This window comes from Novispirillum itersonii subsp. itersonii ATCC 12639, from assembly GCF_000381985.1.
GTDB classification, from domain to species: Bacteria; Pseudomonadota; Alphaproteobacteria; order Rhodospirillales; family Rhodospirillaceae; genus Novispirillum; species Novispirillum itersonii.
Genome location: NZ_KB907337.1, coordinates 162,412 through 183,272, shown reverse-complemented (window position 1 = coordinate 183,272; position 20,861 = coordinate 162,412). Strand labels below are relative to the sequence as shown.

Annotated in this window: 23 protein-coding genes and 2 tRNA genes; 10 read left to right on the top strand and 15 right to left on the bottom strand. The window is 62.0% G+C overall.

What is annotated here, in order from left to right; all coding sequences use genetic code 11:
- Nucleotides 1-5 precede the first annotated feature (5 nt).
- The 11 genes from nuoK to G365_RS0100805 form a co-directional block, all read right to left on the bottom strand.
- Nucleotides 6-314, bottom strand: coding sequence for an NADH-quinone oxidoreductase subunit NuoK (gene nuoK / locus G365_RS0100855; RefSeq protein ID WP_026344985.1), 309 nt, complete (start codon nucleotides 312-314; stop codon nucleotides 6-8).
- Nucleotides 315-316: 2 nt separating this feature from the next.
- A complete protein-coding gene (locus tag G365_RS0100850) occupies nucleotides 317-925 on the bottom strand; it encodes an NADH-quinone oxidoreductase subunit J (protein WP_019643603.1) in 609 nt (202 codons plus the stop codon).
- Nucleotides 926-1,011: 86 nt separating this feature from the next.
- A complete protein-coding gene (nuoI, locus tag G365_RS0100845) occupies nucleotides 1,012-1,500 on the bottom strand; it encodes an NADH-quinone oxidoreductase subunit NuoI (RefSeq protein WP_019643602.1) in 489 nt (162 codons plus the stop codon).
- A gap of 20 nt (nucleotides 1,501-1,520) precedes the next feature.
- Nucleotides 1,521-2,537: an NADH-quinone oxidoreductase subunit NuoH gene (gene nuoH / locus G365_RS0100840; protein WP_019643601.1), complete on the bottom strand. Its 1,017-nt coding sequence runs from the start codon at nucleotides 2,535-2,537 to the stop codon at nucleotides 1,521-1,523.
- Nucleotides 2,530-4,599, bottom strand: coding sequence for an NADH-quinone oxidoreductase subunit NuoG (gene nuoG, locus G365_RS0100835; RefSeq protein ID WP_019643600.1), 2,070 nt, complete (start codon nucleotides 4,597-4,599; stop codon nucleotides 2,530-2,532). Before nuoG ends, nuoH begins: the two co-directional genes overlap by 8 nt.
- Nucleotides 4,600-4,615: 16 nt before the next feature.
- Nucleotides 4,616-5,893 carry an NADH-quinone oxidoreductase subunit NuoF gene (nuoF, locus tag G365_RS0100830; RefSeq protein ID WP_019643599.1) on the bottom strand — a complete coding sequence of 426 codons (1,278 nt, stop codon included), beginning with the start codon at nucleotides 5,891-5,893 and terminating at the stop codon, nucleotides 4,616-4,618.
- Entirely contained in the window at nucleotides 5,893-6,492 is a 600-nt protein-coding gene (nuoE, locus tag G365_RS0100825) for an NADH-quinone oxidoreductase subunit NuoE (protein WP_019643598.1), read from the bottom strand. The genes nuoF and nuoE overlap by 1 nt, the downstream gene beginning before the upstream one ends.
- The gene (locus tag G365_RS0100820) at nucleotides 6,489-7,673 is read right to left on the bottom strand and encodes an NADH-quinone oxidoreductase subunit D (protein ID WP_019643597.1); all 1,185 of its coding nucleotides are present in this window, start codon (nucleotides 7,671-7,673) and stop codon (nucleotides 6,489-6,491) included. Before G365_RS0100820 ends, nuoE begins: the two co-directional genes overlap by 4 nt.
- A 1-nt stretch (nucleotide 7,674) precedes the next feature.
- Nucleotides 7,675-8,313: an NADH-quinone oxidoreductase subunit C gene (locus G365_RS0100815; protein WP_019643596.1), complete on the bottom strand. Its 639-nt coding sequence runs from the start codon at nucleotides 8,311-8,313 to the stop codon at nucleotides 7,675-7,677.
- A gap of 30 nt (nucleotides 8,314-8,343) precedes the next feature.
- Entirely contained in the window at nucleotides 8,344-8,895 is a 552-nt protein-coding gene (locus G365_RS0100810) for a NuoB/complex I 20 kDa subunit family protein (protein ID WP_019643595.1), read from the bottom strand.
- Complete coding sequence (locus G365_RS0100805) at nucleotides 8,886-9,251, bottom strand: NADH-quinone oxidoreductase subunit A (RefSeq protein ID WP_019643594.1); 366 nt, start codon at nucleotides 9,249-9,251, stop codon at nucleotides 8,886-8,888. The genes G365_RS0100810 and G365_RS0100805 overlap by 10 nt, the downstream gene beginning before the upstream one ends.
- Before the next feature lie 846 nt (nucleotides 9,252-10,097).
- On the opposite strand from G365_RS0100805, the gene G365_RS0100800 reads away from it, so the two are divergent.
- From G365_RS0100800 to G365_RS0100765, 8 genes are all read left to right on the top strand, one after another.
- Nucleotides 10,098-10,553, top strand: coding sequence for a type II toxin-antitoxin system RatA family toxin (locus G365_RS0100800; protein ID WP_019643593.1), 456 nt, complete (start codon nucleotides 10,098-10,100; stop codon nucleotides 10,551-10,553).
- Nucleotides 10,546-11,304, top strand: a complete 759-nt coding sequence (gene rquA / locus G365_RS0100795; protein ID WP_019643592.1) for a rhodoquinone biosynthesis methyltransferase RquA — start codon at nucleotides 10,546-10,548, stop codon at nucleotides 11,302-11,304. Before G365_RS0100800 ends, rquA begins: the two co-directional genes overlap by 8 nt.
- 214 nt (nucleotides 11,305-11,518) lie before the next feature.
- Nucleotides 11,519-13,270, top strand: a complete 1,752-nt coding sequence (frdA, locus tag G365_RS0100790) for a fumarate reductase (quinol) flavoprotein subunit (RefSeq protein WP_019643591.1) — start codon at nucleotides 11,519-11,521, stop codon at nucleotides 13,268-13,270.
- Nucleotides 13,267-14,037: a succinate dehydrogenase/fumarate reductase iron-sulfur subunit gene (locus tag G365_RS0100785; protein ID WP_019643590.1), complete on the top strand. Its 771-nt coding sequence runs from the start codon at nucleotides 13,267-13,269 to the stop codon at nucleotides 14,035-14,037. Before frdA ends, G365_RS0100785 begins: the two co-directional genes overlap by 4 nt.
- On the top strand, nucleotides 14,034-14,423 hold the full coding sequence (locus tag G365_RS0100780; protein ID WP_019643589.1) for a hypothetical protein: 390 nt from the start codon (nucleotides 14,034-14,036) through the stop codon (nucleotides 14,421-14,423). Before G365_RS0100785 ends, G365_RS0100780 begins: the two co-directional genes overlap by 4 nt.
- Before the next feature lie 16 nt (nucleotides 14,424-14,439).
- Entirely contained in the window at nucleotides 14,440-14,796 is a 357-nt protein-coding gene (frdD, locus tag G365_RS0100775; protein WP_019643588.1) for a fumarate reductase subunit FrdD, read from the top strand.
- 115 nt (nucleotides 14,797-14,911) lie between these two features.
- Nucleotides 14,912-15,130 carry a SlyX family protein gene (locus G365_RS0100770; RefSeq protein ID WP_019643587.1) on the top strand — a complete coding sequence of 73 codons (219 nt, stop codon included), beginning with the start codon at nucleotides 14,912-14,914 and terminating at the stop codon, nucleotides 15,128-15,130.
- 243 nt (nucleotides 15,131-15,373) lie between these two features.
- Nucleotides 15,374-15,589 (top strand): hypothetical protein, encoded by a 216-nt coding sequence (locus tag G365_RS0100765; protein ID WP_019643586.1) that lies wholly within the window; start codon nucleotides 15,374-15,376, stop codon nucleotides 15,587-15,589.
- Nucleotides 15,590-15,999: 410 nt separating this feature from the next.
- Here the strand turns inward: G365_RS0100765 and G365_RS0100760 are convergent, their stop codons facing one another.
- The 3 genes from G365_RS0100760 to G365_RS0100750 all read right to left on the bottom strand — a co-directional run bounded on the left by G365_RS0100760 (nucleotide 16,000) and on the right by G365_RS0100750 (nucleotide 18,691).
- The gene (locus G365_RS0100760) at nucleotides 16,000-16,209 is read right to left on the bottom strand and encodes a hypothetical protein (protein ID WP_019643585.1); all 210 of its coding nucleotides are present in this window, start codon (nucleotides 16,207-16,209) and stop codon (nucleotides 16,000-16,002) included.
- A 285-nt stretch (nucleotides 16,210-16,494) separates the two neighbouring features.
- On the bottom strand, nucleotides 16,495-18,096 hold the full coding sequence (locus G365_RS0100755) for a lysine--tRNA ligase (protein ID WP_019643584.1): 1,602 nt from the start codon (nucleotides 18,094-18,096) through the stop codon (nucleotides 16,495-16,497).
- 253 nt (nucleotides 18,097-18,349) lie between these two features.
- Nucleotides 18,350-18,691, bottom strand: a complete 342-nt coding sequence (locus G365_RS0100750) for a hypothetical protein (protein ID WP_155976073.1) — start codon at nucleotides 18,689-18,691, stop codon at nucleotides 18,350-18,352.
- Between the two features lie 325 nt (nucleotides 18,692-19,016).
- On the opposite strand from G365_RS0100750, the gene G365_RS0100745 reads away from it, so the two are divergent.
- Nucleotides 19,017-19,091, top strand: a tRNA-Asn gene (locus G365_RS0100745).
- Between the two features lie 152 nt (nucleotides 19,092-19,243).
- Nucleotides 19,244-19,318: transfer RNA gene (locus G365_RS0100740), tRNA-Asn, on the top strand.
- Between the two features lie 43 nt (nucleotides 19,319-19,361).
- Here G365_RS0100740 and G365_RS0100735 read toward each other — a convergent pair.
- Complete coding sequence (locus G365_RS0100735) at nucleotides 19,362-20,858, bottom strand: PucR family transcriptional regulator (protein ID WP_019643582.1); 1,497 nt, start codon at nucleotides 20,856-20,858, stop codon at nucleotides 19,362-19,364.
- Between the last annotated feature and the right edge of the window lie 3 nt (nucleotides 20,859-20,861).

The window sequence follows — 20,861 nt, the reverse complement described above, 5'->3', positions numbered from 1 at the left end:
GTTCCTCAGCCCTTCATCTGGTTGATGTCCTCAACCGCGATGGAACCACGGTTGCGGAAGAACACGACCAGGATCGCCAGACCAATCGCCGCTTCAGCAGCGGCAACGGTCAGGATGAACAGGCTGAACACCTGCCCGACCAGATCGTGGAGGAAGGTCGAGAACGCCACCATATTGACATTCACCGACAGCAGCATCAGCTCGATGGACATCAGGATGATGACCACGTTCTTGCGGTTCATGAAAATCCCGATCACCCCGAGAACGAACAGGATTGCCGAGACCGAAAGATAGTGCGAAAGCCCGATGGTCAGCATCAGATGCCCCCTCTGGTCGAGACCTTCTTCAGCTCCACCGTGCGGCCACGGTCAAGCTGCGCCGTGATGTTCTGCTTGTGCACACCCGGACGGGTGCGGTGGGTCAGCATGATCGAACCGATCATCGCCACCAGCAGAACCAGACCCGACGCCTGGAAGAGGTAAATGTAGTCGGTGTAAATGATGTTCCCCAGCGCCTGAATGTTGGAGACAGCCCCCGGATCAGCCAGTGGCTGCGCACGGGCGGCCTCCACTTCCGGGGCCAGCATCCAGCCGCCGGTGATGGCGGCGATTTCGGCGAACAGCACCACACCGATGGCGGCACCGACCGGCATGTATTCGGCCATGCCTTCCCGCAGGTTCAGGGTATTGATGTCAAGCATCATCACCACGAACAGGAACAGCACCGCAACCGCGCCGACATAGACGACGACCAGCAGCATGCCGAGGAACTCAGCGCCCATCAGCACGAACAGACCGGCAGCATTGAAGAAGGTGAGGATCAGCCACAACACGGAATGGACCGGGTTGCGGGCGGTGATCACCATCACCGCCGAGAAAACGGCGATGATGGAGAACAGATAGAAAGCCAGACCCTGGATAATCATCTGTTCCCCTCCCCCGCCCGCTGAGCGGGCATCTTGACCAGAGACATAATAGTGCCTTGAGAATTCATGGTGTCCCGGGCCTCGCCTTAACGGTAGGGCGCATCAAGTTCGATGCGCTTGGCGAGTTCCTTCTCCCACCGGTCCCCGTTCGCAAGCAGCTTGTCTTTGTTATAGAGCAGCTCTTCGCGGGTTTCGGTGGCGAACTCGAAGTTCGGCCCTTCGACAATCGCATCCACCGGGCAGGCTTCCTGACAGAAGCCGCAGTAAATGCATTTGGTCATGTCGATGTCGTAGCGGGTGGTACGGCGGCTGCCGTCATCACGCGGTTCGGCTTCGATGGTGATGGCCAGTGCCGGGCAGATCGCTTCACACAGCTTACAGGCGATGCAGCGCTCTTCCCCGTTGGGGTAGCGGCGCAGCGCGTGTTCACCACGGAAACGCGGGCTCAGCGGGCCCTTTTCCATCGGGTAGTTGATGGTCACCTTCGGCTTGAAGAAATACTTCAGCGTCAGCGACATCCCCTGCAGAATTTCGGTCAGCAGGAAGGACCGGACGGTACGGTCGATGAAAGCCATTTTGCCGTTCTCCCTTCCACTCAGTTCCACGGGGTCCAGCCGGTGGCCTTCAGCACACCAGCAGTCAGCACCAGCCACAGCAGAGAACCCGGCAGGAACACTTTCCAACCCAGACGCATCAGCTGGTCATAACGGTAACGCGGGAAGGCGGCACGGGCCCAGATGAAGACGTACAGCAGCAGCACGACCTTGATCAGGAACCACAGCGGACCCGGAATCCAGTTAAACGGCGCGATATCAACCGGGGGCAGCCAGCCACCGAGGAACAGGATGGTGGTCATCCCGCTCATCAGGATCATGTTGGCGTATTCACCCAGGAAGAACAGGCCGAAGGTCATCGCCGAATATTCGACGTTGTAACCGGACACCAGCTCCGCTTCCGCTTCCGGAAGGTCGAACGGGTGACGGTTGGTTTCGGCCAGGGTGGAGATGAAGAACATCACCGCCATCGGCAGATGCGGAATGATGAACCACACGCTGTTGGCCTGCGCTTCCACGATCTTGGTCAGGTTCAGCGAGCCGACGGTCAGCAGAACCGAGATCATGATCAGGCCCATCGCCACTTCGTAGGACACCATCTGCGCCGCAGAGCGCATGGCACCGAGGAAAGCGTAACGGGAGTTGGATGCCCAGCCCGCCATGATGATGCCGTACACGCCCAGCGAAGAAATCGCGAACAGGTACAGCACCCCGACGTTGAGGTCAGACAGAACCCACCCGGCATTAACCGGGATCACCGCCCACGCGATCAGCGCGAGGATAAAGGTGATCATCGGGGCCAGAATGAACACGACACGGCTGGCGCCGGTCGGGATCACGGTTTCCTTCAGCAGCAGCTTCAGGCCATCGGCCAGCGGCTGGAAGAGACCGAACGGTCCGACCACGTTGGGGCCACGGCGCATCTGCATGGCGCCGATGACCTTGCGTTCCATCAGGGTGAGGTAAGCGACGGCCCCCAGCAGCGGCAGCACAATCGCCAGGATCTGGGCAACAATGATGATGCCCGGCCAGATATAGCCTTGCCAGAGGTCAGCCATGGGTTCCCGTCTTCCGCTTCTGGTTGCCGTTCACGTAGACTTCCGTGCATTCCGCCATGGTGCGGCTGGCACGGCTGATCGGATCGGTCATGTAGTAGTTCTTGACCGGGCTTTCGAAGGCCGCGGCATCGGTGGTACCGGCAGCGCCAAAAGCGCCCCACTTACCGGCCGGCACAGCGGTATCTTCATCGAACACGGCACTGATGGCGGCCAGACGGTCGCGCACCTGCGCCAGAGTGTTCTGCGGCAGGGTGTGGCCCAGCACCTCGGACAGTGCCCGGATGATGGTCCAGTCTTCCTTGGCTTCCCCGATCGGGAACACGGCGCGGGCGGTGCGCTGCATCCGGCCCTCGGTGTTCAGGTAGGTTCCGCTCTTTTCGGTGTAGGCGGCACCCGGCAGGATCACGTCGGCGCGCATCGCACCGGCATCCCCGTGGGAGCCCTGATACACCACAAAAGCCTTGCCCAGACGCTTGGTGTCGATTTCGTCAGCACCGAGCAGATAGACAAAGTCCAGCTCACCCTTTTCGGCACCCGACAGAATGCCTTCGAGGTCACGGCCATTGGCACCCGGCACAAAACCGAGTTCCAGACCACCGACGCGGGCAGCGGCGGTGTGCAGCACGTTAAAGCCGTTCCAGCCGTCCTTAACCAGACCACAGCTGTCCACGACCTGCGAAGCCAGCGCCAGAACAGCGGCTGAGTCCTTGCGGGTCAGGGCCCCCATGCCGAGGATAATCATCGGCTTCTGGGCAGCCTTCAGCACCGCAGCGAACGGCGAGGAGCCGTCAGCCACAGCCTTCAGGGCATCCGGACCGGTACCGAGATGGTCAACCTTATAGGTCAGATCGGTGGCTTCACCGATCAGCGCGAACTTGGCCTTGCCGGTCAGGTAACGCTTGCGCAGACGGGCATTCAGAACCGGGGCTTCCCACCGCGGGTTGGACCCGACGATCAGAATGGCATCGGCCTCGTCGATCCCGGCAATGCCGGAATTGAACTGCCACGACAGGCGGTTCGACAGGTCGAACACCGCACCGTCCTGACGGCAGTCGAAGCTGCGCGACCCAAGGGCGGTCAGCAGGTCCTTCAGCAGGACCATCGATTCCGCATCGGCCATGTCACCGGCAACGGCAGCCATCTTGGCGCCGCTGGTGGTCTTGACCTTGGCGGCGATGGCAGCAAAGGCTTCCTGCCAGCTGGCCGGAACCAGCTTGCCGTCCTTGCGGACATAGGGGGTGTCGAGGCGCTGACGGCGCAGACCGTCGATGGCGTGGCGGCTCTTGTCGCCCAGCCATTCCTCGTTCACGTCTTCGTTCAGACGCGGCAGCACACGCAGCACTTCGTTGCCGCGGGCATCAACACGGATGTTGCTGCCCACCGCATCAAACACGTCGATGCTTTCGGTCTTTTTCAGTTCCCACGGGCGGGCATTGAAGGCGTAGGGCTTGGAGGTCAGCGCACCCACCGGGCACAGGTCCACCAGATTGCCCGACAGCTCGGACCCGATGGCCTTTTCCACGTAGGTGGTGATTTCCATGTGCTCGCCACGGTTGACACCGCCCAGATCCGGGGCACCGGCAACTTCCTGCGCGAAACGGACACACCGGGTACACTGGATGCAACGGGTCATCTCCGTTGCCACCAGCGGGCCCATGTACTTGTCCTGCACCGCACGCTTCTGCTCGGTGTAGCGGGAACGGTCGTAACCGAAGGCCACAGCCTGATCCTGCAGATCACACTCGCCGCCCTGATCGCAGATCGGGCAGTCAAGCGGATGGTTGATCAGCAGGAATTCCATCACGCCCTTACGGGCCTTGACCGCCATCGGGCTGTTGGTCTTGACGGTCATCCCTTCGGCGACCGGCATGGCGCAGGAGGCCGCCGGCTTCGGCGGACCCGGCTGCACTTCGACCAGACACATACGGCAGTTACCGGCAATCGACAGGCGCTCATGATAGCAGAAACGCGGGATTTCAATCCCGATCTGCTCAGCCGCCTGAAGGATCGTGGTGCCAGCAGGCACCTCGACTTCGATTCCGTCAATCGTCAGTTTGGGCATAACCCTCTGATCCTCCTTATTCGGCGGCCTGCGCCCGACGACCGAGGCGTTCCTCGATCTGCGGACGGAAATGACGGATCAGGCCCTGAATCGGCCACGCGGCGGCGTCGCCGAGAGCGCAGATGGTATGGCCTTCAATCTGCTTGGACACGTCAAACAGCATGTCGATTTCCTCGACGCTGGCGCGGCCCTGAGACATGCGTTCCATCACGCGCCACATCCAGCCGGAGCCTTCGCGACACGGGGTGCACTGCCCGCAGCTTTCATGCATGTAAAACTTGGCGAGACGGGTGATCGCCCGCACCAGATCGGTGGACTTATCCATCACGATCACGGCAGCGGTGCCAAGGCCCGACTGCACGGCGCGCAGGCTGTCAAAGTCCATCAGCACGTCGTCGCAGATGCTCTTCGGCAGCATCGGAACGGAAGACCCGCCCGGAATGATCGCCAGCAGGTTATCCCAGCCGCCGCGCACGCCGCCACAGTGCTTCTCGATGAGTTCCTTCAGCGGAATCCCCATCTCTTCTTCGACGTTGCACGGCTTGTTGACGTGCCCGGAGATGCAGAACAGCTTGGTGCCGGTGTTGTTCGGGCGGCCAAGACCGGCGAACCAGTCAGCACCACGACGCAGAATGGTCGGAGCCACCGCGATGGATTCGACGTTGTTCACGGTGGTCGGGCAACCGAACACCCCGACACCCGCCGGGAACGGCGGCTTCAGGCGCGGCTGACCCTTTTTGCCTTCGATCGAGTTGATCAGGGCCGTTTCTTCACCGCAGACATAGGCACCCATGCCCCGGTGAATGAACAGGTCAAAGTCCCAGCCGGAACCGCAGGCGTTCTTGCCGATCAGGCCAGATGCATAGGCTTCGTCGATGGCCCGCTGCAGGGCTTCCGCCTCGCGGTAAAACTCACCACGGATGTAGATGTAGCAGGTGTGGGCACGGATGGCGTAGGAGGCGATCAGACAGCCTTCGACCAGCTTATGCGGGTCGTGGCGCATGATGTCGCGGTCCTTACAGGTCCCCGGCTCGCCCTCGTCAGCATTGACCACCAGATAGTGCGGACGCTCACCGACTTCCTTCGGCATGAAGGACCACTTCATGCCGGTGGAGAAGCCCGCGCCGCCACGGCCACGCAGACCGGAAGCCTTCATCTGGTCAATGATCCATTCCGGACCCTTGTCCAGAATCGCCTTGGTGTTATCCCAGTCACCACGGGCCTGCGCGCCTTTCAGGAACGGGTCCTGAATGCCGTACAGGTTGGTGAAGATGCGATCCTTATCCTGAAGCATCAGGCATCTCCCTTCAGAGTGGTCGGGCCGCCTTCGGGGCAGGAGGTCTGACGGCCGATCTGCGAGCCGACCTGCACCGGCTTGCCATCCTTCAGCGCCTGGAACAGGGCTTTGGCGTTGTCGTAAGTCAGATCTTCGTAGTAGTCGTCACCGATCTGGGCCACCGGCGCATTCACGCAGGCCCCGGCACATTCGACTTCCTCGAGGGTGGCTTCGTCGTTGGACTGGCCGAAGCCAATGCCAAACACTTCCTCGGCGGCACGCTTCACGTCGTCAGAGCCGCGCAGCCAGCAGGAGATGTTGGTGCACAGCTGGACGTGATGCTTACCCACAGGGCGCAGCCGGTACATGGTGTAGAAGGTCGCGACCTCGTACACCTTGATCGGCGGCATGCCGAGCAGACCGGCGATGTAGTCCATGGCAGCGCGGGACAGCCAGCCGTCCTGACGCTGGGCCAGATCGAGCAGCGGCATCACGGCGGAGCGCTGACGGCCCGCCGGATACTTGGCGATGAACACCTTGGCCTGTTCCATCACTTCCGGGGTGAAAGCGAAGGTTTCCGGCTGCGGCACGTTGGGATCGGGATAATGCGAACTCATCGGTCAATCTCACCGAAAACGACGTCAATGGAGCCGATGATGGCCGGAATATCGGCCAGCATGTGACCCTTGGACATCAGGTCCATGGCCTGCAGGTGCACATAACCCGGCGAGCGGATCTTGCACTTGTACGGCCGGTTGCTGCCATCGGAGACGAGGTACACGCCGAATTCCCCCTTCGGGGCCTCGGTGGCCACATATGTTTCCCCGGCGGGAACATGGAAGCCTTCGGTGAACAGCTTGAAGTGATGGATCAGGGCTTCCATCGAGCCTTTCATTTCGCCACGCTTCGGCGGGGTCGCCTTGCGGTCGTCGGTCTTCACCGGGCCCTTCACCTTCTCCAGGCGGTCAAGGCACTGGTGAACGATGCGCAGGGACTGGTGCATTTCCTCGACGCGGACCAGATAGCGGTCGTAGCAGTCGCCGGTCTTGCCGATCGGAATGTCGAAGTCCATCTCCTCATAGGAGTCATAGGGCTGCGACTTGCGGAGATCCCACGCAAAGCCCGAAGCGCGCAGGTTCGGGCCGGTGAAGCCCCAGTCCAGCGCCTCTTCCGGGGTCACGACACCAATGTCCACCGTCCGCTGCTTGAAGATGCGGTTGTTGGTGATCATGGTTTCCATGTCCCGGACATAGTTCGGGAACTCGTTGGCCCACAGACGGATCCGCTCCGCCAGACCCGCCGGGAGATCCTGCGAGACCCCACCCGGACGGAAGTAGGCCATGTGCATACGCGCACCACAGACCGCTTCGCAGAATTCGAAGATCAGCTCGCGCTCTTCGAAGGCCCACAGCATCGGGGTCATCGCGCCGACGTCCATGGCGTAGGACGGCACGTTCAGCAGATGGTTGCCGATGCGCACCAGTTCCGCGAACAGGGTACGGATCAGCTTGCCGCGTTCCGGCACCTCGATGCCCAGCAGCTTTTCAACCGCCAGAACGTAGGAATGCTCCATATTGATCGGGGAGCAGTAATCGAGACGGTCAAAGTACGGCAGAGCCTGCACGTAGGTCTTGTGCTCGATCAGCTTTTCGGTGCCGCGGTGCAGCAGGCCGATGTGCGGATCCGCACGGTCCACCACTTCGCCGTCCAGCTCCAGCACCAGACGCAGCACACCGTGCGCCGCCGGATGCTGCGGACCGAAGTTGATGTTGAGGTTTTTGATTTGCGTTTCGCTCATCTTACTTCCCCTCGGCCTTGGCGGTGGCCTTTTCGTCACCCGGCAGCCAGCGGGTGGTCATGCCTTCCCACGGGCTGAGGAAGTCCCAGTTGCGGAAGTCCTGAACCAGCTTGACCGGCTCATAGACAACGCGCTTCTGGTCTTCGTCGTAGCGCATTTCGACATGCCCGGTCAGCGGGAAGTCCTTGCGCAGCGGATGCCCCTGGAAGCCGTAGTCGGTAAGAATGCGGCGCAGATCGGGATGGTCGGCGAAGAACACGCCGTACATGTCCCACACCTCACGCTCGAACCAGTTGGCGGTCGAGAAGACCGGCACCACCGAGGCCACCGGAGTGTTCTCGTCGGTGGAAACCTTCACGCGGATGCGCTGGTTGTGCTTCATGCTGAGCAGGCAATAAACCACGTCGAAGCGCTCTTCACGCTGCGGGTAATCCACCGCCGTCAGCTCCACCAGTTGCGAGAACCGGCAGTTGACGTCGTCGCGCAGGGTGGTCAGCACCTTCACGATGCTGCCGCGCACCACGGTGATGATCAGTTCCTGCTTGGCGATTTCGGCGCTGATCAGGTCCTGCCCCAGCAGGGAGGACACGTGATCGCGCAGATCGCCAAGGGCCTGCATCTGTTCGTCGGTCAGTTTCATGGTCAACCCGACCCCTTCCTCAAACCTGCATCAGCGGTGAAGACCGCCGGTGCGGCGGATCTTCTTCTGGAGCTGCATGATGCCGTAGACCAGCGCTTCGGCGGTCGGCGGACAGCCCGGAACGTAGACGTCCACCGGCACGATGCGGTCACAGCCGCGCACAACGGAATACGAGTAGTGGTAATACCCGCCGCCGTTGGCACAGGAGCCCATCGAGATCACCCAGCGCGGCTCTGCCATCTGGTCATAGACCTTGCGCAGCGCCGGGGCCATCTTGTTGGTCAGGGTCCCGGCGACGATCATCACGTCAGACTGACGCGGTGACGGGCGCGGCACGATGCCCAGACGGTCAAGGTCATAGCGGGGCATGTAGGCGTGGATCATCTCCACCGCGCAGCAGGCCAGACCGAAGGTCATCGGCCAAAGCGAGCCGGTACGGGCCCAGTTGACGAGACTGTCAACGGAGGACAGCAGGAAGCCGCGCTCCTGCAGCTCGGCATTCACCACGTCGGCGAAAGCGGCGTGATTGGCCCCGGCGGCGGGCAGCGCACCCGGAGCGGAAGTCTGGCCGGTCACTCCCATTCGAGTGCTCCCTTCTTCCATTCATAAACGAAGCCGATGGTCAGCACGCCCAGGAACACCATCATCGACCAGAACCCGAGCATGCCGACGTCGCCGAACGACACCGCCCACGGGAACAGGAAGGCAACTTCCAGATCGAAGATGATGAACAGAATGGCCACCAGATAATAGCGCACGTCGAAACGGGCGCGGGCGTCGTCAAACGCCTCAAAGCCGCACTCGTATGCCGAATCCTTCTCAGGATCCGGGCGCTGCGGGGCAACGATGTAGGATGCCAGCACGGCAATCCCTGCGACGGCGACCGCGATCCCGAGGAAGATCAGGATCGGCAGGTACTCGCGGAGCAAGTTCTCCATGAGCGTAGCTCCAACCTCCTGCTGCGGCGGCTGGCAGCCTGAAGCGCCTTGCATGCTGCCTCAACGCCCCCGAAGACCGGATACGCTGATAAACACGGCAGGCCGGGCGACGCCCCATGCGGGAAGCCGGTCCGGCAGCAATCCTTCAGGCGGCACACACCCCCGTGCCAAAAACAAGTGGTTCGCCCGGGGCGGCCCTGCCTGTTCAGGCAGGGCGCGGCTACCGTGGCCCGACGCGCCCTCTGTCAGCGTCCCTCCCGACTGAAAATCCATCCCCAGTCAGGATCTTCAGTCTGTACGTCAGCCCGGGGGCGCTGGATCTGTCCGCCACAGGGCTGACAGATTTTCGCCACGGAAAAGCCGTGCAAAGAAGGTACGCAGGCACAGGACGCGCGGAAAACGGGCCCCGCGCGGAATCGCCGTGATGTAATCCCTGCCCTTGAAACAAGTCAAGCAAACAAGGGCATTGACAGGGAAGTTTCTGCACCGCCACATCAAGGAAGACCCTAGGTTTTCTGCACTGCAAACCGGGGCCGCCGGGCCGGGTGTTTTTCGCGAACGCCCGTCACGGTTCGCGTACGCTGGCCACCGGCGGACAGTCGATTTCTCTGCCCCGGCGGCCTGCCTGTCCGCCGATTACGGCAGGATGATGGCAAAGGCGGTGTTTTCTGCGGCACGATCCGGCCTTATAGCGATGGATCGGTGCCGCCCCTGCCACCGCTCTTCCGGCAGGCGGCACCGCAGTATGTCGCCCGGGGTTTCCGGGGCGGAAGACTTTTTCGCGGCACGGTTCCGGGGTAGCGGAAACCCCGGACCGGCCATACGATCACGGCAAAAGGGGGAAACATGCCGTCCACCACCGTTACCCGCGAGGTCTATTACTCGCAGGAGCAGATGTATTCTCTGGTCGCCGATGTCGAGTCCTATCCCGCCTTTGTCCCCAGCTGGCAGGCGGTGCGGGTGCGCAACCGCAAGGAAGACTCTTACATTACCGATCAGGTGGTGCGGCTGGGGCCGGTGCGTCATACCTTCAGCACCCGCACCCGTCTGGTCGCCCCCTCGGTGATTGAGGTCACCTCTTCCGATCCGCCGTTCAGATCCTTCCGTCTGAACTGGTCGTTTGAAACCGCCGAGGACGGCGGATGCCGCATCACCCTTGTCTCGGAATTTGAGCTGCGGATCCGTGCTTTTCAGATTATCGGGTCGCTGCTGTCCTCAGACTCGATCCACCGGATGATTTCCGCCTTTGAAACCCGGGCCCGCGCCCTGTACGGCCCCCCCGGAGCAGAAAGCCATGCCTGACGGTACCAATCCCCTGCCCCCCCGCCGCCCTCAGCCCGCCCCTGCCGGACACGGCAGCCGGGATGTGCCCGCCTATCTGTCTGACACCTACACCTGGGCCTATCTGTCCGGGTTCGGGACCCGGTTCTTTGACTATCAGGCCGTGGTCAACACCATCCTGTGGGGCAATGCCAACCGCCTGATGGACTGGGTGGCGCGCGACATCACGGCGGGCAGCAGCGTCTGGCAGCCTGCCGCGGTGTATGGCGGCTTCTCCCGCCGCCTTGCCGCCCGCGTCGGCCCGGGCGGCAGCCTGACCGTCAGCGATGTTGCGCCGGTACAGGTGGAACTGACCGCCCGTAAGCTGGCCGACCTGCCGCAGGCCCGGGTGATCCGTCACGATGCCCGCGAGTCTCTGCTGTCCCCCGATACCGCAGAGCCGGTCTGCGTCGATACGGTGGCCTGTTTCTTTCTTCTTCACGAAGTCCCGGCGGACGCGAAACGGCAGGTGACAGCCAGCGTTCTGCGCACTGTCAGGCCCGGTGGCAGGGCTATTTTTGTCGATTACCATGCCCCGGCGCTGTGGCATCCGCTGCGGCCGGTTATGAAGGCGGTATTCGCCCTGCTGGAACCGTTCGCCCGCGAACTCTGGACTACAGAGATCAAGAGCCTTGCCGACGGTGCAGAAACCGGAAACGTCACCTTTGAGTGGAAGAAAGAAACCCTGTTCGGCGGACTGTATCAGAAGGTCACTGCCACCCGCATTTCTTAAGTTCCCGACTGTAAAAATAGGGCTTTAATTTTCCGGAGCCGCAATCCCCTACCTGCCCTGTCATACCAGAGGACAGGGCAGACCGTGCCCTGACCTGCACGCCGTCACAAGGACTTAACGTTTCCTTACGGCAAATCCTCGGCTATCATCAGACGAATGTGATGCTTCGCTCATGCGGGGCAGCGCAGCGTGACTTTTCAGGAGGCAGCAGGGCATGGATGTCCTTCAGACAGATGTGGTGATCGTGGGCGCCGGGGGCGCGGGTCTGCGTGCCGCCATTGCGGTGGCCGAAGCCGATCCGGCGCTGTCGGTGACGCTGATCTCCAAGGTGTACCCGATGCGCAGCCACACCGTGGCGGCGGAAGGGGGGGCTGCCGGGGTCATTAAGGAAAATGACAGTCTGGAGAACCACTTCAACGACACCATCGGCGGCTCTGACTGGCTGGCCGATCAGGATGCGGTGGAATTTTTCGTTGAGCAGGCCCCGAAAGAGCTGACCCGGCTGGAACACTGGGGCTGCCCGTGGAGCCGTGATCCGGACGGCCGCGTCGCCGTCCGCCCGTTCGGTGGCATGAAGATCGAGCGGACGTGGTTTGCCGCCGACAAAAGCGGCTTCCACATCCTGCACACCCTGTTCCAGACCTCGATGAAATATCCGTCGATCAGGCGGCTGGATGAATACTATACCACCGACCTGCTGCTGGAAGACGGCCGGGCTGTCGGCGTGCTGAGTCACGAGATGCGCAGCGGCAAGCCGGTGGTGGTTCTGGGGAAGGCGGTGATCCTCTGTACCGGTGGTGCCGGGCGAGTCTTCCCGTTCACCACCAACGGGGCGATTAAAACCGGGGATGGTATGGCGATGGCCTACCGCGCCGGGGTGCCGCTGCAGGATATGGAATTCGTGCAGTACCACCCCACCGGCCTGCCCGGCACCGGCATCCTGATTTCTGAAGCGGCGCGCGGTGAAGGCGGGATTCTGGTCAATAAGGACGGCTACCGCTACCTGCAGGATTACGGCATGGGCCCGCCGGACCCGTGGCCGCGCAAAAAGGCCATGGAGCTGGGGCCGCGTGACCGCCTGTCGCAGTCGTTCTGGCAGGAACAGCAGAAGGGCCGCACCATCCAGAGCAAATGGGGCGATGTGGTTCACCTCGACCTGCGGCATCTGGGTGAGAAGAAGATCAACGAGCGCCTGCCGTTCATCCGTGATCTGGCCAAGTCTTACGTCGGGGTTGATGTCGTCAGCGCCCCGATCCCGGTGCGCCCGGTGATTCATTACACCATGGGCGGCATCGCCAGTGACATCACCGCAGGCACCCCTCTGCCCGGTCTGTTCTGCGCCGGGGAAACCGCCTGCGTCTCAATCAACGGAGCCAACCGTCTGGGGTCAAACTCGCTGGCGGAACTGCTGGTGTTCGGCAAGGTTGCCGGAGAAGCGGCGGCAAAGCTGGCCCGCAGCCTGCCAGCCCCGTCAGAAACGGCGGCACTGGCGCAGGCCAAGGCCCACCGCGCCCGCGCCGAAGCGCTGGTTGACGGATCGCGCGGAACCGAGGCCGTCGCCACCATCCGCCGCGACATGATGGCAACCATGGAATCCGGCTGTGGCATTTACCGCACGCAGGAAGGTCTGGAAGCCACCTGCGCCACTCTGCGCGACCTGCGGGCCCGCTACCGGGACGTCAAGATTTCTGACCGCAGCTGGGTGTTCAACACCGATCTGACGCAGGCGCTGGAACTGGGGGCGATGCTGGAAATCGCCGAAACCATGGCCCTGTCAGCACTGCTGCGCACCGAATCACGCGGGGCACACCAGCGCCTTGACCACCCGCAGCGTGATGACAGCGCGTTCCTGACCCACAGCATGGCGTGGCGTCAGGGCGATGAGCCGCCACGCATTGACTATAAGCCGGTGACGATCACCAAATCCCAGCCCGCCGCCCGGGTGTATGGGGGGGCCGCATCATGAGCAACACCACAACCGTCACGCTGGAAGTCCTGCGCTATGATCCCGAGCGGGATCAGGAGCCGCGCTTTCAGAGCTTTGAGGTGCCCTATGACGAAGACTGGGTGGTGCTTGACGCCCTCAACTGGATCAAAGACAACACCGACAGTACCCTGACCTACCGCTGGTCCTGCCACATGGCGGTGTGCGGGTCCTGCGGCATGGTGGTCAACGGCGAGGAAAAGCTGACCTGCAAGGCCTTTCTGCGGGATTACCTCGGCCGCGGCCCGATCCGGGTGGAGCCGCTGCGCAACTTCCCGATTGAGCGCGATCTGGTGGTCGATATGGAAGGGTTCATGGCAAAACTTGAATCCGTGAAGCCGTGGATCATCCGGGACGAGGAAAAGCCGGTCGAAGACGGCGAATACATCCAGTTGCCCAAACAGCTTAAGCGGTTCAAGCACCATACGCTGTGCATCAACTGCCTGCTGTGTTACAGCGCCTGCCCGCAGGTCGGGCTTAACCCCGGCTTCATCGGTCCGGCGGCGCTGGCACTGGCCCACCGCTATAACCTTGACTCCCGGGATCAGGGCCGCCATGAGCGGCAGGAAGTCACCGGATCCGCTGACGGGGTGTGGGAATGCACCTTCGTCTCCGCCTGCTCTGATGTCTGCCCGAAGCATGTCGAACCGGGCGGTGCCATTCAGGAACAGAAAATCGCCAATTCCGTGGACTGGTTCCTTGATCATCTGATCCCGGGCCGGTCCAGCGCGGGGAGGACCAAGGAATGAGCCGTCGCCCCTATACCCCGAAAATGACATATGGCTGGTGGCTGGAACGGCCTTTCTATACCCGCTACATGATCCGCGAGCTGTCCAGCGCCTTTGTCACCGCCTACAGCGGCCTGCTGATCGTCGGCCTGTGGCGGCTGGCCGAAGGGGAAGCCGCCTGGAACGGCTATGTCAGCGCCCTCAGCCATCCGGCAACGCTGGTGTTTCAGGGGATTGCCCTGCTGTTCGCGCTGTATCACACCGTGACGTGGTTTGCCGTCACCCCGCGCACCACGCCGGTGATCGTCGGCGAGGATTTTCTGCCGCCGCAGCCGGTGATTATCGCCCAGTATGCCGCCTGGATCTTCGCTTCGGCGGTGATCATCGGCGCGGCCCTGTGGTTTTAAGGACGGAGGGAGAGATATGGCCCGTTCCAGCAAGCCCATCGTCTGGCTGCCCTTTGCCGCCGGGGGAACCCTGTCGGCCTTTCTGCTGCCGGCCCTGATCATCGTCACCGGGGTTCTGGTACCGCTGGGGCTGGCGTCAGGGGCGTTTTCCTACGGTACCATGCGTGCCTTTGCGGCCTCTTTGATCGGCAAGGTGATTCTGGCCGGGGTGATCCTGCCCTGCCTGTGGCACGGTGCCCACCGCCTGCGCATGACCCTGCAGGATCTGTTCCTGCGTGGCGAAGACGGGCACCGTATCGCCGGAGCCCTGTGCTACGGCATTGGTGCGGTGCTGACTCTGCTGTGCGGCTCCGCCCTGCTGACCCTGTGGTAAACACGGCTGTTTTGCCCCTTTCCGGTGAAACCCCATTGATCGCCATCGGTCAATGGGGTTTTCTCTGTGCCTGTTTCCCCACAGCCCTGTGCCCCCGACTCGTAAAGCAGACGTCATGACTGAAACCGCCACCGAAATTACCCATCTTCAGGAACGGATTAACGATCTGGAAAGCCATGTTGCCCATCTGGAACGGGCACAGCAGGAGATGAGCGACCAGATGGCGGCCCAGTGGGACCAGATCGACCGCCTGACCCGCACGATGGAACTCCTCCATCGCAAAATGACCAGTCTGGAACCGGCCCATGAGGTGACAAAGCCGCCGCATTACTGACCGGATCGGAAAACCGTGTTCTGTCAGGGACCTGCCCTGCCCCAGCCCGGTTTAATATCTTTTCGGGGAGAATGCCGCTTCGCCGGAATACCCACAAAATTTTTAACCATTACAATTCGCTCTTGCAACATCTCTGTCACGACCTATAGTCCGTCGCGAATGAGCGGATAGTCCACTGCCGAGGGACTCTCCGCAGGGTCCTCCGCCGGTGCGACGGGCCCGCTGTCGTGAGAGAGGATCGACATGCGTTTTCTGCCTTACGTTCTCGCTGTGTTCATGATTGCCCCGATCGGGATCTGGATCGCCCTTGAATCCATGCTGAACGGGAAGAGCACCAGCTTTGCCGGAGAAACCCAGCAGCAGGTCTTCACCCTGTTGCCGGTCGCCGTTGTCGCGATCTTCATGCTGGCTTTCTGGATGAGCCGCCTGATCGCCCGCACCTCGGGCCGCCCTTCCTGATTCTGTCTTTACAGCAGGATATGATGCAAAAGGGCGCTCCCCCCGGGGCACCCACATCGATAACAAACCCCGCCGGATTTCGGCGGGGTTTGTTTTTTCATAACCTCCTGCAATAACCGGGGCCGGTTCTCGATTGATCTCAGCAACCATGTCAGACGACCAGCCTGACGGAGGGGCCTGGCCTCTAACGGCGATTGCATGGTCATACCCCAAAACAACAAGGCGCCCCCCGCAGTGCGGGAAGCGCCAAAGGAGGGTCATGAACCAGACAACAGACCAAAAAGCTGTCGACCAAGACCAGATCTGGGAAGGGAAGGGAAGGACCAAATTACAAAAGCGACCGGACGCTCCGTGGGATTGCTCGGGGGGGATGCACGGAGCGTCCGGTCTTTTTTGCCTGCCGGGGTCGGTCAGGCCTCTTTCACGGCTTCAATCACGAAGCCGCGGTCTCGGGGATACCGATTAAAAATCTTCGCTCGGGCTCGGTCGGCGTTTTCAGCCACCACCTCAACGTAGTGCGTTTCACTCCAGCTGTCGGCCAGATCGCGGTGATGATCTCCGGTATAGACCAACCGCCGGACTTCGGCATTGTAGATCGCAACTTCGTATCGGGCGGTCATGGGCTGTGCCCCCTTGCCTGATGAACTGACGATACGCCGACTGCCAGTTTTCAACAGTGACGATCATCACAGGGTTTTCTTTTTTGCAGACCCCTGCCGGTTTTTTCCGCCCGCAGGTCTCCGTCCTGTCAAAACAGACCCCGGATGACAAAGAGAGTTTGTACCCGTGTTATGGCGGAAAAAGGGCCCTGAAACGCACCGCTATCCCGCCTGAATATCAGCAAAAAGCCGCCCCGGAACCCCGGAGCGGCCTTTGTTTGGTCACAGTTGACGGAACAGACCGCCTTACGCCCCCAGATCGTCACCGGCAATGGCGCGGTCCAGCAGTTCCACCGACTTATCGACGCCGTACAGGGCAAAGAAGCTGCCCATGCGCGGCCCCTGATCCTGCCCCAGCAGAATTTCATACTGGGCCTTGAACCAGTCGCGCAGCCCGGGGAACGTTTCCGCGTGGGCCTTGCCGATTTCGTAGACGATGTTCTGCAGCTCTTCCGCCCCCGCCCCGGCCGGGGCAGCCTTCAGCTGGTTCCGCAGGTCGGTCAGCGCCTTCAGCTCGGCTTCGCTGGCCTTCCGGAACTGCTTGGTCGGCTTGACGAAATCGTTGTAGTAGACGATCGCATGCGACACCAGCTTGTTCAGGAACGGGGTCGCTTCCGGGCTGGCATCCGGGGCGTAGTTGCGGATGTAATGCCACAGCACGTCCGGGTCATCGGTGTTCGCCACCCCGACCAGATTCAGCAGAATCCCGAAGCTGAGCGGGCTGGTGCCCTTCGGCGGGTTGGCGTGGTGAATATGCCAGGCCGGATTGTTGAACTTACCCTTGTCATCCTGCCCGTGGAAGCTGTCGACATGGGCGATATATTCATCCACCGCACGCGGAATGACATCGAAGAACAGCCGCTTGGCCGCTTTCGGCTTCTGATACATGAACAGGGCCAACGATTCTTCCGGCGCGTACTTCAGCCAGTCTTCCACCGACAGGCCGTTGCCCTTCGACTTGGAAATTTTCTGGCCCTTGTCATCAAGGAACAGCTCGTAAGACAGGTTCTTCGGCGGGGTGCCGCCAAGGATGCGGCAGATCTTCGCCGCCAGATCCACCGACGGGATCAGATCCTTACCGGACATTTCATAATCAACGCCCAGCGCGTACCAGCGCATACCCCAGTCCGGCTTCCACTGCAGCTTACAGGCACCGCCGGTAACCGGGGTTTCCATCTTCTCGCCGGTTTCGGGATCGACATAGACAATCGTCCCGGCGTCAGCGTCGTGGTGGATCACCGGCACCTGCAGCACCACACCGGTGCGCGGGCAGACCGGCAGGAACGGGCTGTAGGTCGCCTGACGTTCAGCGCCCAGCGTCGGCAGCATCACCGCCATGATCTCGTCATAGCATTCCAGCACCCGCTTCAGCGCGTGGTCGAACATGCCGGAGGCATAGCATTCGGTCGCCGACTTGAACTCGTACTCGAAGCCGAAGCTGTCGAGGAAGCCACGCAGACGGGCGTTGTTGTGATGGCCGAAGCTTTCATGGGTACCGAACGGATCGGGGATCCGGGTCAGCGGCTTGCCGAGGTGCTGGCGGACCATCTCCTTATTGGGGATGTTGTCCGGCACCTTGCGCAGGCCGTCCATGTCATCGGAGAAGGCGAACAGCTTGGTCGGCATGTCGGGCGCCAGAACCTGAAAGGCGCGGCGCACCCAGGTGGTGCGGGCCACTTCGCCGAAGGTGCCGATATGCGGCAGGCCCGACGGGCCATAGCCGGTCTCGAACAGGACGTAGCCTTTCTCCGGTTTTTTACCACCCAGGCGTTTTTCCAGCAGGTCACGGGCTTCCTGAAAGGGCCAGGCCGAGGAATCGCGGGCGAGATCAACCAGAGAGTCGCTCATCAGTGTTCGGGTCCAGATGATAGTGTTGAAGGGAACAGCCCGGCTGCGCATGACGCCGGAAACGGGCGGCAGCGGGCTAAGGCTGGCACCCTATGCCGCACCGGGGGTCTGCGTCAACGCCGGAGCGGACCTTCCCCGCATCCGTGATCACATTTTTTGCGACTGCGGCATAAAAACAGCAAAACGGGGGACGGCGACCATCCGCCTCCCCCGCTTGTGCATCAGACCTTAAAGAATAAGGCGGCCCTGCCCCTTACTTCTGTTCAGCCACCTGTGCCGCGTCATCGCGGTAGGTGACGACCAGACGGTTGCCGATCATTTCAGACTTCACCACGTCCCGGTTCAGCACCGGGCGGGTCACGGCTTCGTCATAGACCGGCTGGGCATCGCGGCCGGAGGTCCAGCCGACCGGCTTGGCGGAGGTGATGACATAGGTCTTGTCGCCATACACCGGGGTCGCCTCACCGCCGATCTGTTCCATGCCGACCGGCACCCGGCCCTTCAGCAGCTGGTCGCTGGCCTGAGCGGCAGAGAAAGAGGCAACAACGGCAGCGGAGAAAGCGGCAGCGGCAAAAGCGGTCTTGAAAGCAGACATGATGTGCTCCTTATAAGCGGTCATCCGGGGGGCTGTCCTGATTGGGGCCCCGCTCCGGGAGTGGCCTGAAGTCGAACTGAACTGTTCAGTTCTGTTGAGGGAAACTTAGTCCTGTCGCATCCTGACCGCAAGATCAAACTGAACAGTTTAGTTCAGATTTTTTCGATGAAAGACTGCGCTTTTTCCGATCATAGGAAATAATCATTTCCTTACAGGGAATTAGAGAGCGTCAGATCAGATCCCCCGACTTTTTGACAGATCCTGACAAGAAAATGCTTGCACACCCCGGCCACGACTGATAAATACGCGGCCCTCGACGGGATGTTCCGGTGTAGCTCAGCGGTAGAGCCCCCGACTGTTAATCGGGTTGTCGTAGGTTCGAATCCTACCGCCGGAGCCAGTCGAGACTAAAAAAGCCACGGCCTTCAAAAGCCGTGGCTTTTTTACTTTCAAGTCCCGGCCGGACCCGGCGGTAAAAAATGAAATCAGAGTCAAAACAGGGCTTGCCGGAGCAGGAACAGGCTGTTACAACCCCGGTCCTCGACGGGTTGTTCCGGTGTAGCTCAGCGGTAGAGCCCCCGACTGTTAATCGGGCTGTCGTAGGTTCGAATCCTACCGCCGGAGCCAGTCGAGACTAAAAAAGCCATGACCTTCAAAAGTCATGGCTTTTTTATTTCTCCCCTGCGATTTCTCCGGCCCGCAGGGCCAGCCACAGCACCGTTACCCCGTCTGTGCTGTCCAGCGCATGGCCGGTCAGGCTTTCCACCTTGCGGATGCGGTAAATCAGCGTGGTTTTATGAATCCCCAGCCGCGCCGCCGCCGCCTGCCACGACCGGTTCTCTTCCAGAAACACCCGCAGCGACACAATCAGGTCGCTTCCCTGTGCCGCGTCATAGTCCTGCACCGGGCCCAGAACCTGCTGAAACACCTGCGCCGCCTCGGTCAGGGTGGCAGGCAGCCACGGCACCCGGCCACCCCCGGCATAAGCGTTGATCCCCTGCGGTCCGGCATGGCTCAGGGCCAGCCGGGCTTCCCGCAGCGCCTCTGCCCCACGGTCAGCCCGCCCCAGCGGCTGGCTGTGGCCGATGGCTGTGCCAAACGCCCTATGCAGATGCGGCAGATCCGCCCCTGCCGCCAGCATGATCAGGTCTTCCCCCTGCCGCCGCAGCAGCACCGGCCCTGCCTGCCGCTGCAACCGGACCATCCGGTCACACAGCCCCCCGGCTGTCAGCGCCGCCTCAGCCGGGCGGGCCAATGCGACGCAGGCGGTTGCCGGATCCAGCCCCTGCGCGGCCAGCCGCCGCGCCGCTTCCGGGGCCGACAGCCGTAACGCCAGAAGATCATCCAGAAGATCAGCCCCAGCAGATAACGCCTGCTCCACCCGGCTCAACAGCCGGTCCAGCGCCATCCCCATAACCGTTACCAGATGGTGCAGCACCCCATAATCCGGTGCCGCATCCCCCGCAGGCTGCACCAGCAGCACAAAAGCCCGGCGCGACGGCACCGCCACGGCCAGCACATCCCCGGCCTGCCCCGGATACCGCCGTACCAGCGGCTGGGTGTCGGAAAATTCCGGCGGCTGCCGCCGCAGCACCGCACGTAAGGCAGCAGGCAGATCCCTGCCCTCCGGCAGCCAGACGCGCCCCAGCTCCGCCGGATCGAGCAGGCACAGCCCTGCCCCGATGTCTTTTTCCAGCCGCCGCAGCAGGTCTTCCGGCCCCAGACCATCCATCGCCGCCCGCGCACTGACAAACAGACGGTTAAGGGTGTTGCGCCGGTCAAATTCCGCCTGCCGCCCGGCATCAATCACCGCCCGGGTGACACTGGCGAACGGCACCCCGTATTCCGTCAGCAGCACCGGGAAATCAAGGTCAGCCGCCGCCGCACACAGCGCCGACAGATCCGCCGGGGCCTGCATATTGTCACCGATCATCACCCCGGCCAGCCCTGCCTGTGACAGCGCCGCAATATATGCCGCCTGCCCCGGCGGCGTGGCCGGAATGCCGATGCCGGTGGTCATCAGCAGATCGCCTTCCCCCAGCCATTCGGTCGGGTCGGGCAATTCGCAGACATGGGCCCAGCGCACCGGGCGGTCAAACGTCCGCCCGGCCAGCGGGCGGGTCCGCAGCTCCGGCATGGCAATCAGGTCAGCGATCCGCAGCGGCATCAG

Coding starts and splice junctions, on each gene's coding strand:
- G365_RS0100850 (WP_019643603.1), bottom strand. CDS start 925: ATGATTATCCAGGGTCTGGCTTTCTATCTGTTCTCCATCATCGCCGTT.
- nuoI (WP_019643602.1), bottom strand. CDS start 1,500: ATGGCTTTCATCGACCGTACCGTCCGGTCCTTCCTGCTGACCGAAATT.
- nuoH (WP_019643601.1), bottom strand. CDS start 2,537: ATGGCTGACCTCTGGCAAGGCTATATCTGGCCGGGCATCATCATTGTT.
- nuoG (WP_019643600.1), bottom strand. CDS start 4,599: ATGCCCAAACTGACGATTGACGGAATCGAAGTCGAGGTGCCTGCTGGC.
- nuoF (WP_019643599.1), bottom strand. CDS start 5,893: ATGCTTCAGGATAAGGATCGCATCTTCACCAACCTGTACGGCATTCAG.
- nuoE (WP_019643598.1), bottom strand. CDS start 6,492: ATGAGTTCGCATTATCCCGATCCCAACGTGCCGCAGCCGGAAACCTTC.
- G365_RS0100820 (WP_019643597.1), bottom strand. CDS start 7,673: ATGAGCGAAACGCAAATCAAAAACCTCAACATCAACTTCGGTCCGCAG.
- G365_RS0100815 (WP_019643596.1), bottom strand. CDS start 8,313: ATGAAACTGACCGACGAACAGATGCAGGCCCTTGGCGATCTGCGCGAT.
- G365_RS0100810 (WP_019643595.1), bottom strand. CDS start 8,895: ATGGGAGTGACCGGCCAGACTTCCGCTCCGGGTGCGCTGCCCGCCGCC.
- G365_RS0100805 (WP_019643594.1), bottom strand. CDS start 9,251: ATGGAGAACTTGCTCCGCGAGTACCTGCCGATCCTGATCTTCCTCGGG.
- G365_RS0100800 (WP_019643593.1), top strand. CDS start 10,098: ATGCCGTCCACCACCGTTACCCGCGAGGTCTATTACTCGCAGGAGCAG.
- rquA (WP_019643592.1), top strand. CDS start 10,546: ATGCCTGACGGTACCAATCCCCTGCCCCCCCGCCGCCCTCAGCCCGCC.
- frdA (WP_019643591.1), top strand. CDS start 11,519: ATGGATGTCCTTCAGACAGATGTGGTGATCGTGGGCGCCGGGGGCGCG.
- G365_RS0100785 (WP_019643590.1), top strand. CDS start 13,267: ATGAGCAACACCACAACCGTCACGCTGGAAGTCCTGCGCTATGATCCC.
- G365_RS0100780 (WP_019643589.1), top strand. CDS start 14,034: ATGAGCCGTCGCCCCTATACCCCGAAAATGACATATGGCTGGTGGCTG.
- frdD (WP_019643588.1), top strand. CDS start 14,440: ATGGCCCGTTCCAGCAAGCCCATCGTCTGGCTGCCCTTTGCCGCCGGG.
- G365_RS0100770 (WP_019643587.1), top strand. CDS start 14,912: ATGACTGAAACCGCCACCGAAATTACCCATCTTCAGGAACGGATTAAC.
- G365_RS0100765 (WP_019643586.1), top strand. CDS start 15,374: ATGCGTTTTCTGCCTTACGTTCTCGCTGTGTTCATGATTGCCCCGATC.
- G365_RS0100760 (WP_019643585.1), bottom strand. CDS start 16,209: ATGACCGCCCGATACGAAGTTGCGATCTACAATGCCGAAGTCCGGCGG.
- G365_RS0100755 (WP_019643584.1), bottom strand. CDS start 18,096: ATGAGCGACTCTCTGGTTGATCTCGCCCGCGATTCCTCGGCCTGGCCC.
- G365_RS0100750 (WP_155976073.1), bottom strand. CDS start 18,691: ATGTCTGCTTTCAAGACCGCTTTTGCCGCTGCCGCTTTCTCCGCTGCC.
- G365_RS0100735 (WP_019643582.1), bottom strand. CDS start 20,858: ATGCCGCTGCGGATCGCTGACCTGATTGCCATGCCGGAGCTGCGGACC.